Source organism: Glaciimonas sp. GNP009 (assembly GCF_054343755.1).
On record NZ_JBTGUV010000004.1, the window covers coordinates 4,274,096 to 4,287,202 of the forward strand.

At 52.1% G+C, this 13,107-nt stretch carries 14 protein-coding genes; 12 read left to right on the top strand and 2 right to left on the bottom strand.

All coding sequences use genetic code 11. The features are described 5' to 3' along the window. Window positions 1–97 precede the first annotated feature (97 nt). Window positions 98–1,027 (bottom strand): LysR family transcriptional regulator, encoded by a 930-nt coding sequence (locus ACXX82_RS19760; RefSeq protein WP_322237664.1) that lies wholly within the window; start codon window positions 1,025–1,027, stop codon window positions 98–100. Between the two features lie 147 nt (window positions 1,028–1,174). Here ACXX82_RS19760 and ACXX82_RS19765 point away from each other — a divergent pair, with 147 nt between their 5' ends. Beyond that, entirely contained in the window at window positions 1,175–1,879 is a 705-nt protein-coding gene (locus ACXX82_RS19765; protein ID WP_322237667.1) for an SDR family NAD(P)-dependent oxidoreductase, read from the top strand. A 158-nt stretch (window positions 1,880–2,037) separates the two neighbouring features. On the opposite strand, the gene ACXX82_RS19770 is transcribed toward ACXX82_RS19765, so the two are convergent. After that, entirely contained in the window at window positions 2,038–2,649 is a 612-nt protein-coding gene (locus ACXX82_RS19770) for an NADPH-dependent FMN reductase (RefSeq protein ID WP_322237670.1), read from the bottom strand. 355 nt (window positions 2,650–3,004) lie between these two features. Between ACXX82_RS19770 and ACXX82_RS19775 the strand changes: the two genes are divergently transcribed. The 11 genes from ACXX82_RS19775 (at window position 3,005) to ACXX82_RS19825 (ending at window position 13,062) form a co-directional block, all read left to right on the top strand. Continuing rightward, complete coding sequence (locus ACXX82_RS19775; protein ID WP_458563545.1) at window positions 3,005–3,373, top strand: hypothetical protein; 369 nt, start codon at window positions 3,005–3,007, stop codon at window positions 3,371–3,373. Window positions 3,374–3,550: 177 nt separating this feature from the next. Beyond that, on the top strand, window positions 3,551–4,807 hold the full coding sequence (locus ACXX82_RS19780; RefSeq protein ID WP_322237675.1) for an LLM class flavin-dependent oxidoreductase: 1,257 nt from the start codon (window positions 3,551–3,553) through the stop codon (window positions 4,805–4,807). Next, a complete protein-coding gene (locus tag ACXX82_RS19785; protein ID WP_322237679.1) occupies window positions 4,804–5,586 on the top strand; it encodes an alpha/beta fold hydrolase in 783 nt (260 codons plus the stop codon). The genes ACXX82_RS19780 and ACXX82_RS19785 overlap by 4 nt, the downstream gene beginning before the upstream one ends. Before the next feature lies 1 nt (window position 5,587). Next, a complete protein-coding gene (locus ACXX82_RS19790) occupies window positions 5,588–6,340 on the top strand; it encodes an ABC transporter ATP-binding protein (RefSeq protein ID WP_322237681.1) in 753 nt (250 codons plus the stop codon). Beyond that, window positions 6,333–7,040 (top strand): ABC transporter ATP-binding protein, encoded by a 708-nt coding sequence (locus ACXX82_RS19795; protein ID WP_322237684.1) that lies wholly within the window; start codon window positions 6,333–6,335, stop codon window positions 7,038–7,040. Before ACXX82_RS19790 ends, ACXX82_RS19795 begins: the two co-directional genes overlap by 8 nt. A gap of 21 nt (window positions 7,041–7,061) precedes the next feature. Continuing rightward, window positions 7,062–7,949, top strand: a complete 888-nt coding sequence (locus tag ACXX82_RS19800) for a branched-chain amino acid ABC transporter permease (RefSeq protein ID WP_458563546.1) — start codon at window positions 7,062–7,064, stop codon at window positions 7,947–7,949. A 1-nt stretch (window position 7,950) separates the two neighbouring features. Next, window positions 7,951–8,943 carry a branched-chain amino acid ABC transporter permease gene (locus ACXX82_RS19805; RefSeq protein WP_458563547.1) on the top strand — a complete coding sequence of 331 codons (993 nt, stop codon included), beginning with the start codon at window positions 7,951–7,953 and terminating at the stop codon, window positions 8,941–8,943. A 145-nt stretch (window positions 8,944–9,088) separates the two neighbouring features. After that, window positions 9,089–10,735 carry an AMP-binding protein gene (locus ACXX82_RS19810; protein WP_458563548.1) on the top strand — a complete coding sequence of 549 codons (1,647 nt, stop codon included), beginning with the start codon at window positions 9,089–9,091 and terminating at the stop codon, window positions 10,733–10,735. A 13-nt stretch (window positions 10,736–10,748) separates the two neighbouring features. Next, window positions 10,749–11,516: an SDR family NAD(P)-dependent oxidoreductase gene (locus ACXX82_RS19815; protein WP_322237696.1), complete on the top strand. Its 768-nt coding sequence runs from the start codon at window positions 10,749–10,751 to the stop codon at window positions 11,514–11,516. A gap of 71 nt (window positions 11,517–11,587) precedes the next feature. Continuing rightward, window positions 11,588–12,271 carry an SDR family oxidoreductase gene (locus ACXX82_RS19820; RefSeq protein ID WP_322237698.1) on the top strand — a complete coding sequence of 228 codons (684 nt, stop codon included), beginning with the start codon at window positions 11,588–11,590 and terminating at the stop codon, window positions 12,269–12,271. A 59-nt stretch (window positions 12,272–12,330) separates the two neighbouring features. Further along, window positions 12,331–13,062: a hypothetical protein gene (locus tag ACXX82_RS19825; RefSeq protein ID WP_458563549.1), complete on the top strand. Its 732-nt coding sequence runs from the start codon at window positions 12,331–12,333 to the stop codon at window positions 13,060–13,062. Window positions 13,063–13,107 lie beyond the last annotated feature (45 nt).

The window sequence follows — 13,107 nt, forward strand, 5'->3', positions numbered from 1 at the left end:
CTTCCCCGGCGTCGTGCTCTTTTCAGATAAATGTTTTAAAGACCGAGTGGGCGATCTTTTTTCCTTTATGGAAATGCCTGTAACTGGCTGGTTAAAATCATGCAAGCTGCCGACATACCGTCAGCACCAATTGGCGTAGCCAACGATGAGCAAGATCGACTTCTAACCGAGGATGCCACATCTGCGACACAGTAATTTTTTCAGTCCGTACGGGAAGCGCGAAAATGAAGGGGGCGCTCGATAGCGACAATTCTTGATGCACAGACTGACTGCGCATAAAAGATTCCGGAACGAGAGCTATTAAGTCAGAGGCTCGCGCCACCGCCAGTGCAGCAGGAAAGCTGGGTACAACGGCGACGATCATTCGCTTCAATCCCAAAGCAGCCAACGCTTCATCAACAGGTCCGTTTCCATTGGTGCGCCCGTGGCGCGAAGCAACAACGTGGCCGAAGTCCGTGTACCGTTTTGCGCTTACCTTGCGATCCGATTCAAGCGGATGGCCTCGCCTGACAACGCCAACAAAGCTATCGCGAAAGAGCGCCTGCACACGCACTTCCGGCCCCATTTCACTCAAGACGCCTATCTCAAGATCTGCCGAACCATCTCGCAAATGTGCTGCCGTCTTCTCAGGTTTGGGAGCAAAGCGCAAACGCACCAGCGGTGCCGCGGCAGTAACTGCGGTGATCAGTGGCGCGCCAAAGGCTTCTACAAAGCCGTCGTTGGCTCGGATCGTAAAGGTTCGCTGTAATGTCGCGAAATTCGACTCCGTTATTAAAGGGTGCAGTACCGAACGCGCCTCATGCACCGCATCCTGCGTGCGTTGACGGAGCGCCTCTGCGTGAGGCGTCAACACCATACGGCGTCCCGCACGAACCAATAAAGGGTCGCCGATTGTCTCGCGTAAGCGGGTCAAGGTTCGACTCATTGCCGAGGCGCTCAACTCCAGTCGACGCGCAGCGCCAGCCACGCTACCTTCGGCAAGCAATACATCGAGCGCAATGAGTAGGTTCAAGTCGGGTTCGGACATGTGTGATCGTAGCACGAACCGATCAGATAGGGCGTTTGGTGCAGTTTATAAGTGCAAACGCTGCGTCTTCCGCCTTATCTTCCGCGTCGCTATAGTGCAATAAGCGACTCAGCTTTCCATTCGAATTTCATCAACCAGGAGCCATCCATGCACCACGTATATCAGCAGAAAACCGTCCTTCTCATCGGCGCATCGCGCGGCCTCGGCTTCGCCATGGTGGAGGAATACCTCAAGCGGGGCTGGCAAGTTATCGCCACAGGACGAGAGGGTTCAACAAACAAACTGCGTCAACTCGCCCTCGCCCACCACGGGGCACTCGAAGTTGAATCAGTCGATATCACCATTCCCGCGCAGGTCGCGGCGTTACGGGTTCGTCTTGAAGTGCGACGTATTGATATGCTATTCGTTTGTGCTGGCGTCAAAAACGACGATAGCGAAACGATTGCGGATGTTTCGATTGAGGAATTTATTCGCGTGATGGTGACGAACTCCTTGTGCCCGATGAGAGTAATCGAGACGTTTCAGACGCTCGTGTCGCCAACCGGAACGATAGGAATCATGTCTTCCGGGCAAGGCAGTCTGACCAACAACACGAACGGAAATTATGAGGTCTACCGGGGCAGCAAGGCGGCACTCAATATGTTCATGCGTAGTTTTGCTGCGCGCCACCGAAACGACACAAGAACCTTGCTGCTGATGGCGCCTGGCTGGGTAAGGACGGACATGGGCGGTCCGGAAGCGCGCCTGAGCATAGAAGAAAGCATTCCGAACCTGCTGAACACGATTGAGACATACGAAGGGCGTTCAGGACTACATTACCTCGACTATCTCGGGAAAGTAGTTCCCTGGTGAATAGCCGCGAATGGCCGATCATAGGCAAGTCTGCACGCCTGAATTGAACCATCGTTTATGGCTGCGTCATTAATAGTATTGAACGCTCCATTGACCGTTCAATGCGCTACGGCTACCGTCATAGCGTATTGATTTGGTCTGTCTTGGAGTGTTGATAATTAAGCAGTGATTGCCATTGATCGCAAAGAAAAATCGATCACTTGACGACCCACCATATCGAGTTGCTGGGCAACGTTTTCAAGCAAACACTCACCGGAAGGACCGAATACGGGCATAGCTGAATTGATCGTCACACCGAGTGGCGTCGGCCATCCGCGCAATGCATGCACGACCGAGCGCAGCGCCATTAACGATGTGGTGGTCGCTTGCCATCCAGCGGCAGTGACAATACAGCCCACTGCGCGTCCCTCAAAATAAGGTTTTGGGTCGCTTCGCATATCTTCCGTGTAATCAAGCGCATTCTTCACCAGGCCGGACATACTGCCGTGGTAGCCCGGTGAAGCAATAATGATCCCGTCGGCGCGGCGCAGCAAGGCCACCAGCCGTTGCGCATTTGGCGTCCGCTCCACTAAATCTGGCGCATACATCGGCAGAATCAGATCTTCCGCCCCCAGCATGACCGTCTCGGCCCCATATCCCTCGGCCGCGGCTAACGCGATGCGTAGCGCTTTTTCTGTGGAGGAGTTGGCGCGTGTCGTTCCGCCCAGACCCACGATGAAAGGCCGGTTCGGCAAAGGCTCGCGGCTGAGGTTGCTATTTATTGCATTCATGTCTATTCCCCTGCTTAAGATAAAAATCTCGTAATGTTTTCGCGTGGCTGTTCAAGGGTGAACGGTCGACACCATCATCACCGAACAACAGGCTCAGAATCAATCGGCGGCTGTATTTCGACGCTAATATCCTGCATCTGATAATTGATAAAATCGCATCGCTCTACAATCCTCCACAACATGCCATTTCTACTCATGCTTGATGCACTGACATGAGGCGCATCATTTTCATGGATGCTTTATTTCATACGTAATAAACAAGAAGCAAACAAGAAGCGTCGAAGGCTTTCAATAAGTTGATAGTAAATTAGGCATGTCAGCTCAGTGGGAGCTATTCATACGGAAGCACCAACACATGACCAAGTTTATTTCCATATCGCTCACAAACGCCGCTGAGGGGCGCGATGATGACTACAACGCCTGGTGCAACAATCAACATATTGGCGATGTATTAGCCGTTCCGGGGATCAAAGCGGCGCAACGCTTCCGACTTTCCGATCAAATTTCCGCGAAGTTGGGATTCCGTTATTTGTCTCTGTATGAAATGGAAGCAGAACAAATCAGCGATGTGCATGCCGCCATTGCGGCCAGAGCCGGAACAGCGCTGATGCCCCGCACCGATTCCTCGTCACCAGATCGCCTTTTTTTAGAGTTGGAACCACTTTCTGCGCGCATTACGGCTGAGGAATCGGCAGCCACGCGTGGCAGCTTATTACTGGATTAGTGCGATTAAAAAGGGATAAGGAGCGGTAAATATCTATAAAGAGCGCCGCCTTTCCAGCCACACATACCCAATCCATCACCCGATTTATCACACTTGTAATGATCGCTCAGGCTATCAAAAGTTGATTGCTTCCAACAGTCCGGAATATTTAAAATAAGTTTTTCTCAGGAGATAAACATGCGATTCCTCTGGTTTCATTTGATGCCTTACAAAGATTTACCCGAGAACTTTAAAGAAGATCATAAGAGCATTTGGGTCGATGTCGATCCGAAGTTGGGTGATCCGATGAAGATGCATGATAACTACAACGAATACATGGACGAGCTTGAGTTCGCTGCTGAGTGCGGATTCGATGCCATCTGCGTCAATGAGCATCACGGCAACGCTTACGGCATGATGCCTTCACCCAATTTGATCGCCAGCGCGCTGGCACGTCGTACCCAGCATACTGATGCCGCTATCTGCGTGATGGGTGCATCGCTGGCGCTTTACAATCCACCAACGCGTGTGGCTGAAGAATTTGCGATGATTGACGCCATTTCGGGCGGTCGTCTGATTGCAGGGTTTCCGGTCGGAACGCCGATGGATACCACCTACGTCTATGGCACCAACCCAAGCACGTTGCGCCAACGGTATTACGAAGCACACGACCTGGTCATTCAGGCATGGACAAGGGACGAGCCGTTCAGCTTCAACGGACGCTTCAATCAACAGCGCTATGTTAATTGCTGGCCCCGTCCGATCCAGCGGCCGCATCCTCCGGTATGGGTTCCCGGTGGCGGCTCGGTAGAAACATGGCAGTGGTGCGGTGAAAAAGATTATGTCTATTCATACGTTTCTTATTATGGCCACGTTGCCGCAGAAGCCACGATGAACGGCTATTGGGCTGAAATGGCCCGACAGAAAGTCGACCGGAATCCGTTCCGCGTTGGATTCCTGCAATTTATCGGTGTCGCTGAGAACATGGAAGAAGCGGTAAAGCTTTACCGTGAACCAGCCGAATTCTTCTATACCAACTGCTTGCATGTGGACCCGCGCTGGGTATCGCCGCCAGGTTACGTTACCGAAGCCACGCAGCGCATGAAGATGACATCTCAGGTACAAGCTGCTGCAGATCGCAGTGAAATATTGGGCTCGTTGTCCGAAGATTTTGCAGGGATATTAAAAAGTGGCTACGTCATCATCGGTTCCCCTGATGAAGTGGCAGCGCAACTACGTGAAGTAGCGATCAAGTTCAACGTCGGCAATTTATTGACGCTGCTCCAGTTTGGCAACATGAGTCGGGAAACCACCATGTACAACACCAAACTGTTTGCCGAAAAAGTGATTCCGCAACTGAAGGATTTGTTTGAAGATGAATGGGATCACCATTGGTGGCCGGAACCAGCCGATAAATCGCTACGGGCTTTGCCACGCAAGCAGGAGGAAGTATGAGCGCGCTGACCGTCAGGACCGTAGACGTTAATGGTCGTTCCTGCCGCATCTGGGAGCAAGGTAGTGGCCCAAGAGTGTATTGGTTAGCTTCCAGTCCTATGCTGATGAGGCAGACCGCGTTTCATGAAGCCATGGCAGCGGGAGTCACACTGGTTACCTGCGGTTTACCCGGCTTCCCTGGCAGCGAAGGGCACGACATTCTGGACAGCCATCTTGACTGGTGCCTAGCCACGCGTGACCTGTTGCAGGCTGCTGGATTTCAGCCGGGCGACACGCTGATGGGATCGACTACGGCAGGTGCTTTGGCAGCCGATGCGGCAGCGCTGTGGCCAGAGTTGATCGGCAAACTTATCCTGATAGCGCCGTTTGGGCTATGGGATGACGATGCCCCAAGTACCGATATGTTTGCGGTGACATCGAAAAATGCGCCAGCCCTGTTTTGCGAAAATCCGGAACGGTTCCTCGCTCAGGTTGCGACGCCTAAAGATGCAGAACCTGTTCTCTGGTCGATTGTCGTTAATCGTGGCAACGAGTCTGCAGCACGCTTCTTGTGGCCCTTCGGTGATACGCGTCTGAGTAAACGACTGCACCGCATTAGCGCACCGACCTTATTGCTATGGGGCGCAAAAGACAAGGTCATACCGACCAGTTATGCAACTACATTTGCCGAAGGTATCACGGGGCCAGCTTCCATCAAGCTCATCCCAAATGCAGGGCATCTGGCCGAACTGGATGAACCGGCAGCGGTGGTAGACGCCATATTCGGATTTGTTGGCTGAGATGTCCGACGTTATCCTGGAAACATCTGGATTGAGCCGCGTTTTTGGCGGCTTTTTCGCAGTCAATGGCGTGGATATTAAAGTCCGCGAAGGAACGATCCACGCCTTGATTGGCCCCAATGGCGCGGGCAAAACAACATGTTTTAATTTGCTGAGTAAGTTTCTGCAGCCGACCGATGGCAGTATTCATCTGGCGGGGCAGGATATTACCAACATGAAGCCAGCGGCTGTCGCGCGCCTTGGTATGGTGCGTAGTTTTCAGATATCGGCGACATTTTCCAGCATGTCCGTGCTGGAGAATGTACGTCTGGCATTGCAGCGTAAACGCGGGGGAAGCTACGATTTTTGGCGTGGTGAAAAAATACTGTGTGAAATGAATGCGCAGGCACGCGGCCTGTTAGAGGATGTAGGACTTGCTGACTATGAAGACACGGCGGCAGGTCTACTCCCGTATGGACACAAGCGCGCCCTTGAAATCGCCACCACACTGGCTCTTGATCCCAAAGTCATGCTGCTTGATGAGCCGACCGCCGGTATGACGCATGAAGATGTGGATCGTGTTGTTGCGCTGATTCGGCGCATCCGAAAGGGTCGCACGCTCCTGATCGTGGAACATAACCTTTCTGTGGTGGAAGGATTGTGCGACGCGGTGACGGTATTGACCAGAGGCAGCATTCTGACCGAAGGCGATTATGCCAGTGTGTCCAAACATCCCGACGTCATTGCCGCTTATCTGGGAACAGCCCATGGGTGAGAATACTTTACTAAAGATAGAAAACCTCCAGGCATGGTACGGGGAAAGCCATATTCTTCACGGCGTCAATCTTGACGTGAAGGAGGGTGAAGTCGTGACGTTATTGGGGCGCAATGGCGCGGGTAAAACCACCACAATGAAATCTATCATGGGCCTGATGGCGCACCGCACCGGCAGTATCAGGATGCGTGACGTGGAAACGATTGCTTGCTTACCAGAACAGGTCGCCCGCACCGGTATCGCACTCTGTCCTGAGGAGCGTGGTATCTTCGCTTCGCTAACGGTGACCGAAAATTTGCTCTTGCCACCAGTCATTTCGCCGGGTGGCATGAGCGTGGAAGCCTTATATACGCTGTTTCCAAACCTAAAGGAACGCGGCTCCAGTCAAGGCACCATGCTCTCAGGAGGTGAACAGCAGATGCTGGCTATCGCGCGTATTCTGCGTACCGGAGCACGGTTACTGCTACTGGATGAACCGACCGAAGGTTTGGCGCCCGTCATTGTTCAGCAGATTGGGCATATGATCCAAAAAATAAAAAATCTTGGTTTTACTGTTTTGTTGGTTGAACAAAATTTTCATTTTGCATCAACCGTTGCAGACCGTCATTACGTCATGGAGCATGGAAAAATTATCGATTTGATCCCCAATGCTGCACTGGCCTCAAATATGGATAAATTGCACCGGTATCTGGGCGTCTGACAAACTAAAGGATCTGAATTCATGTTCACACTGTTTGGAATGCCGGGCCAGTTGCTGCTCGGTCAGCTGCTGCTTGGCCTGATCAATGGCGCTTTCTACGCGTTGTTATCGCTTGGTCTGGCCGTTATATTCGGCATGCTGCACATCATCAATTTTGCCCATGGCGCGCTGTATATGATGGGCGCTTTTGTTGCATGGTTTTTGCTGGAATGGTTGGGCCTCGGTTATTGGTGGGCGTTGATACTGGCACCGGGTACGGTTGCCATATTCGCTTATTTTCTCGAAAAGTCGGTTATCAGACGCCTGTACGGGATTGATCCGATGTACGGCTTGATTTTGACTTACGGACTATCGTTGATCATTCAGGGCCTGTTTCGCAATGCGTTTGGTGATACCGGTTTGCCTTACAGTTTGCCGACCACCTTGCAGGGAGCGATGGATGTCGGCTTCATGTTCATCCCGCTCTATCGGATTTGGGTCGTGATCGCTGCGCTGGTTACCTGTTTTGCCACTTGGTATCTAATTGAAAAAACAGCGCTGGGATCGCGCTTGCGTGCCGCCACCGAAAATGCATCGCTGGTACGATCTTTTGGTCTCAATGTGCCACGTATGATTACCCTGACTTATATGGGCGGCGCGGCGCTGGCTGCATTTGCCGGTGTGCTGGCGGCCCCCATCTATTCGGTTAATCCAAACATGGGCGAGAACTTCATGATTACGGTATTCGCCATCGTCGTGATCGGTGGTATGGGATCGATTCTCGGTTCGATCGTCGCTAGTATTGGCCTCGGTATTCTGGAGGGCGTGATCAAAGTATTCTATCCGGAAGCGTCCGTGATTGTTATTTTTGTCGCCATGATTATCATTTTATTGACCCGGCCAGCCGGCCTTTTCGGAAAGCAGACCTAATATGGATTCCGTCACATCGCCATCGATTGCGGCAACAGCGCAAGCGCCTCGACAATTCCGCTTGCTCTCTTTTTCTCCTGCGCAGAGCATCGCCTTTGTGTTGATGCTAGCCGTCATTCTGTTAGCGCCGACGGTAGGATATCCAATCTTTTTGATGAAGGTTTTATGCCTCGTGCTCTTTGCCTGCTCATTTAATCTACTGGGAGGTTATGGCGGTTTGATTTCATTTGGGCACGCAGCTTACTTCGGGCTTGGCGCTTACATTACTGCATGGGTTGCCAAAAATTGGGGTGTCTCGCCCGAAGTGGCAATTCTGTTAGGCGGTCTTACCGCAGGAGGAGTCGGCACGTTATTTGGCTGGGTGGCGATTCGTCGCCCCGGCATGTTCTTTCCGATGATTACGCTGGCAGTCGGACAAATGGTGTATTTCTTTTGTTTGCAAGCACCGTTTACCAATGGCGAAGATGGTATCCAGAAAGTGCCACGCGGCGCACTATTTGGACTGTTTCCTCTGGATAATAACCTGGTGTTGTACTGGGTCATTGCAGCAATCTTTCTGGCTGGCTTTTTATTGATGCATCGTGTGGTGCATTCTCCGTTTGGACAGGTGTTGAAATCGATTCGCGATAACGAACCACGTGCCATCTCGCTTGGCTATGAAACCGCGCATTACAAGCTCATTACCACCATGCTGGCAACCACCATCGCGGGTATCGCTGGCGGTAGCAAGGCGATTGTCTTCGGCATTGCAACGCTGGCTGATGTCGGGTTTGGCACCTCGGGCGAGGCGCTTCTGATGACCTTGGTCGGTGGACTTGGCACTATTTTTGGACCAGTAGTTGGTGCAACAATAGTGGCCTCGATGGAGAATTTTCTGTCACCGTTTGGCGCGTGGGTGACCGTCGCCCAAGGGGTTATTTTCGTCGTATGCGTGTTGATGTTTCGTAGTGGCCTGATTGGCGAGCTGGGTAAGAAGCTAAAAATATCACTCTGATAGGTGAGGTTACGAGCGGCGTCATCACCTTAATGCGTCCGCATCATCTTGTGACATCGATGCTGCGACACTTTTTTTAAATATTGGATCTGCGTGTAAGCGGCCCCAGAAATAACTGATATCAGATCTGTTAATTAAGGAACCTATGAATTGGAATATGGGCGATATGTTGGATGCGGTGGCCGCAGTTGTTCCCAAAGATCGGCCTGCCATTATTCAAGGCGATACGGCGATCTCGTGGCAAGAATTTGATGAGCGTAGCAATCGCATGGCACGCGCGATGATCGACGCTGGATTGGCACCCGGTGATCGGGTAGCATTCATCTCCCGTAATCACCCAGCTTATCTGGAAGGCTTGGCAGCGTGCTTAAAGGCGCGGCTAGTACACGTCAATATTAATTACCGCTATCGCACGGACGAAACAGCGTATGTCTTCACTGATTGCAATGTGCGTGCGGTGATTTATCAAAAAGAATTTGCCTACTTGATCGCTGATCTGCGGAGCAGTTTTCCTGCTGTTTTGCTGTGGATCTGTATTGATGGCGAAAGCAACGTCACGCCTGGCGTACATTTCGAGAAGTTGGCCGAACAGGGAGATCCTGCCCCGCTGGGGATTGAGCGCTCAAGTGATGATGCATTTCTGCTGTACACGGGCGGCACAACAGGCATGCCAAAAGGGGTTATCTGGCCTTCCGGTAATTATCGCGAATGCCAGCTTGAGTCGCCTCTGATAAAAAATCGGCCACGTAATCTGGCCGAGCATATCGAACTGGTCCGAACAAATGACAGCCCGGGCCGCGTCATACCGGCCTGTCCTTTGATGCACGGCGCTGGCATGAGTAGTTCATTGGCAGAGTTGTTGTCGGGTGGGACGGTCATTTTGCTATCGGCAAGTGGATTTGATACTGATGAATTATGGCAAGCAGTTGCCCGTCATAAGGCAACAAGAATTTTAATCGTTGGCGATGTTTTCGCTCGCCCGATGCTACGTGCGCTTGATGCGCTGGACGCAAATCACAAAAAAATTGATCTTGACAGCCTTCGGGTGATCAGCTCCGCTGGGTTGATCTGGAGTCAAGAGATCAAACAAGGGCTATTGCATCATTTACCTCTGGTTTCTATGGTGGATATCTTCGGCGCTTCGGAAGCGTCCGGATTGGGCTATTCGGTGACAACGGTGAATGCGACTGTGCCGACAGGCCGTTTTGTTCCTGCATCAACGACGGTATTAATTGACGAACACGGAGCCCTTCTTCCATCCGGAAAAGTAGGCGAGGGATATATCGCCCGCTCAGAGCCACTTCCGCTCGGCTATTTCGGCGATGCAAAAAAGACAGCGGAGGTTTTTCGTATCATCGACGGCAAGCGCTATGCGGTTCCTGGCGACTGGGCGCGACTGGATGAAGAAGGATTTATGCAAGTCATCGGGCGCGGGAATTTGGTGATTAATACCGGCGGTGAAAAAGTATTTGTGGAAGAGGTTGAAGAAGCTTTGAAGTTACACCCTAGCATCGACGACGCGTTGGTAGTCGGCATCCCGGATGAGCGATGGGGCAATATTGTTGCGGCGCTGGTATGCATTAAGCCTGGCATGACCTTTGGCAAAACAGCGGACTTTACCGAGGTACGCCAAGCAATGGCCACAAAGTTAGCGGGATACAAAATACCGAAAGTGTTGTTTGACGTAACCGAGATGCCGCGTAGTCCCGCTGGCAAGCCTAACTATAAAGTCGCACGTGAATTGGCGGCTGCACGCTTGGCGCAATCGCTGCCAAAGCTGAAGCAACTTTAGGCAACCGCAGACTATGCCAACCATCTACAGAACGGAAATACCTGTCGACGCCGTAAAACCAGCGGCGCTCGTCACCGGCGCGGCACGCGGAATCGGTTTGGCGATTGCGACCCAACTGGCGCAGGATGGCTTTAAAACTATTCTCACAGATATTGACCATGAAGAAGTACAAGCGGCATCGCAAAAGTTACAGGAAATGGGACTAGACGTGGCCGGGCATGTTCTTGATGTACGCGATCGCGCGGCGGTCAGTCGCCTATTCGATACCGTTGACGGGTTAACTGTTGTAGTCAACAACGCCGCCATTAGTGCCAAACTGAAACCCTACCACGCGCTCGAAATGCAAGCATTTTTGGCAATCTTCAGCATCAACGTTCAGGGCTGTTTTATCGTCGCGCAAGAAGGTGCCAAGCGGATGAAGGCAGGCGGAAGAATCATCAACATTGCCTCGCGTGGCTATTTGGGTGGCGCAGGTTTATCGCATTACGTCGCCAGTAAAGCAGCGGTCGTTGGTCTGACGCGTGCTATGGCGATCGAACTCCGCTGGGAAAATATAACGGTCAATGCCATTGCACCAGGCATGGTCGATACCCGCATGATGGATGACTACACCGCAGAAATACGGCGCACCCTAGAAAGCAGAGAGCCGAGTGGCGGCCCAGCCAATCCCGCAGAAATCGCCCAAGCCGTCGCATTTCTGGCTTCTGAAAAGGGGCGTTTTATCAATGGTCAGGTCTTGATGGTCGACGGCGGTAAATCGCTAGGTATGCCACCTCTTTAGTAGGATTCGGTAGGGGGTTGTTCACTACGGTGTATTCAAACCAGGTTGTTCACCATAAACAGAGAGATAGCATGTTGCCAGCAACACCGACCAAAAATGCCATCGTAATCGGAGTCGCCGCCGCGTTCGGTCAGGAGATTATCCTCCGGCTGGCAGAAGACGGCTACAACGTCAGCGCAGTGGACAAAGATACCAGTTCACTGACTTCATCCGGTAAGTGCATTAATTTGATCAACATAGAAAGAACCGATCAGCCCAAATTAGCCGCACTTTTTGCAGCACTTAAACAGATTGATCTACTGGTGATCAACGTTCCGCTAACGCTTGCCGACACGCGTTTCGTTGATATAACGGATGATCAGTTTGCGGCCGCGATGCACTATTTTTTCTTCGACGTAGTAGCCGCCAATCAAATCGCCTATCCCTATTTGGTGAATGGCGCCCGTATCGTCCATGTATCGTCAAAAGGCTTTTTAGGCGCATGGGGCGGCGCGCACACCATCGCTGCAAGTGCCGCATTAGTCGCCTACACCAGATCCCTATCACTCGAACTGACCGAGCGCGACATCACAGTCAACACAGTCGCACCGGACTTCGTCGGCAGTAAATGGGATCAAACCAACGCACGCACCAAAGTCGCCAACGCAGTAGCATTTTTTGCAGCCCCGAACAACGGCGTCAGTGGTGAGACATTGCTGGTAGATGATGGTCGAAGTTTAAGGATGACCGAAAGTCGACGTCGAACCCCGTATTGATTGGTTCCGGTATCGTAGAAACTTAAACTGAATTACGTCTAATATAAAGGCTATTGTAGTTGCAGGCGCAGCCACAGTTGACGTTGCCTTTGACCTTGCAGGCGCAGCCACAGTTGACGTTGCCTTTGACCTTACAGGCGCAGCCACAGTTGACGTTGCCTTTGACCTTGCAGGCGCAGCCACAGTTGACGTTGCCTTTGACCTTACAGGCGCAGCCACAGTTGACGTTGCCTTTGACCTTGCAGGCGCAGCCACAGTTGACGTTGCCTTTGACCTTACAGGCGCAGCCACAGTTGACGTTGCCTTTGACCTTGCAGGCGCAGCCACAGTTGACGTTGCCTTTGACCTTACAGGCGCAGCCACAGTTGACGTTGCCTTTGACCTTACAGGCGCAGCCACAGTTGACGTTGCCTTTGATCTTACAGGCGCAGCCACAGTTGACGTTGCCTTTGACCTTGCAGGCGCAGCCACAGTTGACGTTGCAGTTGACCTTGCAGGCGCAGCCACAGTTGACGTTGCAGTTGACCTTGCAGGCGCAGCCACAGTTGACGTTGCCTTTGACCTTACAGGCGCAGCCACAGTTGACGTTGCCTTTGACCTTGCAGGCGCAGCCACAGTTGACGTTGCCTTTGACCTTGCAGGCGCAGCCACAGTTGACGTTGCCTTTGACCTTGCAGGCGCAGCCACAGTTGACGTTGCAGTTGATTTTGAAGTGGCACTTGACCTACCCCGACATTGGCGTTGCCAATTATTTCCGCTGTCAATCGGGAATTGTGGGAAAACATGTTTGAGCGAAGCGAGTTGGTTTTTCCACCCGAATGACAGCGGAAATAGTT

What these genes read in the sequence shown, in the direction of transcription:
- ACXX82_RS19815 (WP_322237696.1), top strand. Translation starts at nt 10,749, where the DNA reads ATGCCAACCATCTACAGAACGGAAATACCTGTCGACGCCGTAAAACCA.
- ACXX82_RS19810 (WP_458563548.1), top strand. Translation starts at nt 9,089, where the DNA reads ATGAATTGGAATATGGGCGATATGTTGGATGCGGTGGCCGCAGTTGTT.
- ACXX82_RS19775 (WP_458563545.1), top strand. Translation starts at nt 3,005, where the DNA reads ATGACCAAGTTTATTTCCATATCGCTCACAAACGCCGCTGAGGGGCGC.
- ACXX82_RS19805 (WP_458563547.1), top strand. Translation starts at nt 7,951, where the DNA reads ATGGATTCCGTCACATCGCCATCGATTGCGGCAACAGCGCAAGCGCCT.
- ACXX82_RS19770 (WP_322237670.1), bottom strand. Translation starts at nt 2,649, where the DNA reads ATGAATGCAATAAATAGCAACCTCAGCCGCGAGCCTTTGCCGAACCGG.
- ACXX82_RS19780 (WP_322237675.1), top strand. Translation starts at nt 3,551, where the DNA reads ATGCGATTCCTCTGGTTTCATTTGATGCCTTACAAAGATTTACCCGAG.
- ACXX82_RS19795 (WP_322237684.1), top strand. Translation starts at nt 6,333, where the DNA reads ATGGGTGAGAATACTTTACTAAAGATAGAAAACCTCCAGGCATGGTAC.
- ACXX82_RS19785 (WP_322237679.1), top strand. Translation starts at nt 4,804, where the DNA reads ATGAGCGCGCTGACCGTCAGGACCGTAGACGTTAATGGTCGTTCCTGC.
- ACXX82_RS19800 (WP_458563546.1), top strand. Translation starts at nt 7,062, where the DNA reads ATGTTCACACTGTTTGGAATGCCGGGCCAGTTGCTGCTCGGTCAGCTG.
- ACXX82_RS19765 (WP_322237667.1), top strand. Translation starts at nt 1,175, where the DNA reads ATGCACCACGTATATCAGCAGAAAACCGTCCTTCTCATCGGCGCATCG.
- ACXX82_RS19790 (WP_322237681.1), top strand. Translation starts at nt 5,588, where the DNA reads ATGTCCGACGTTATCCTGGAAACATCTGGATTGAGCCGCGTTTTTGGC.
- ACXX82_RS19820 (WP_322237698.1), top strand. Translation starts at nt 11,588, where the DNA reads ATGTTGCCAGCAACACCGACCAAAAATGCCATCGTAATCGGAGTCGCC.
- ACXX82_RS19760 (WP_322237664.1), bottom strand. Translation starts at nt 1,027, where the DNA reads ATGTCCGAACCCGACTTGAACCTACTCATTGCGCTCGATGTATTGCTT.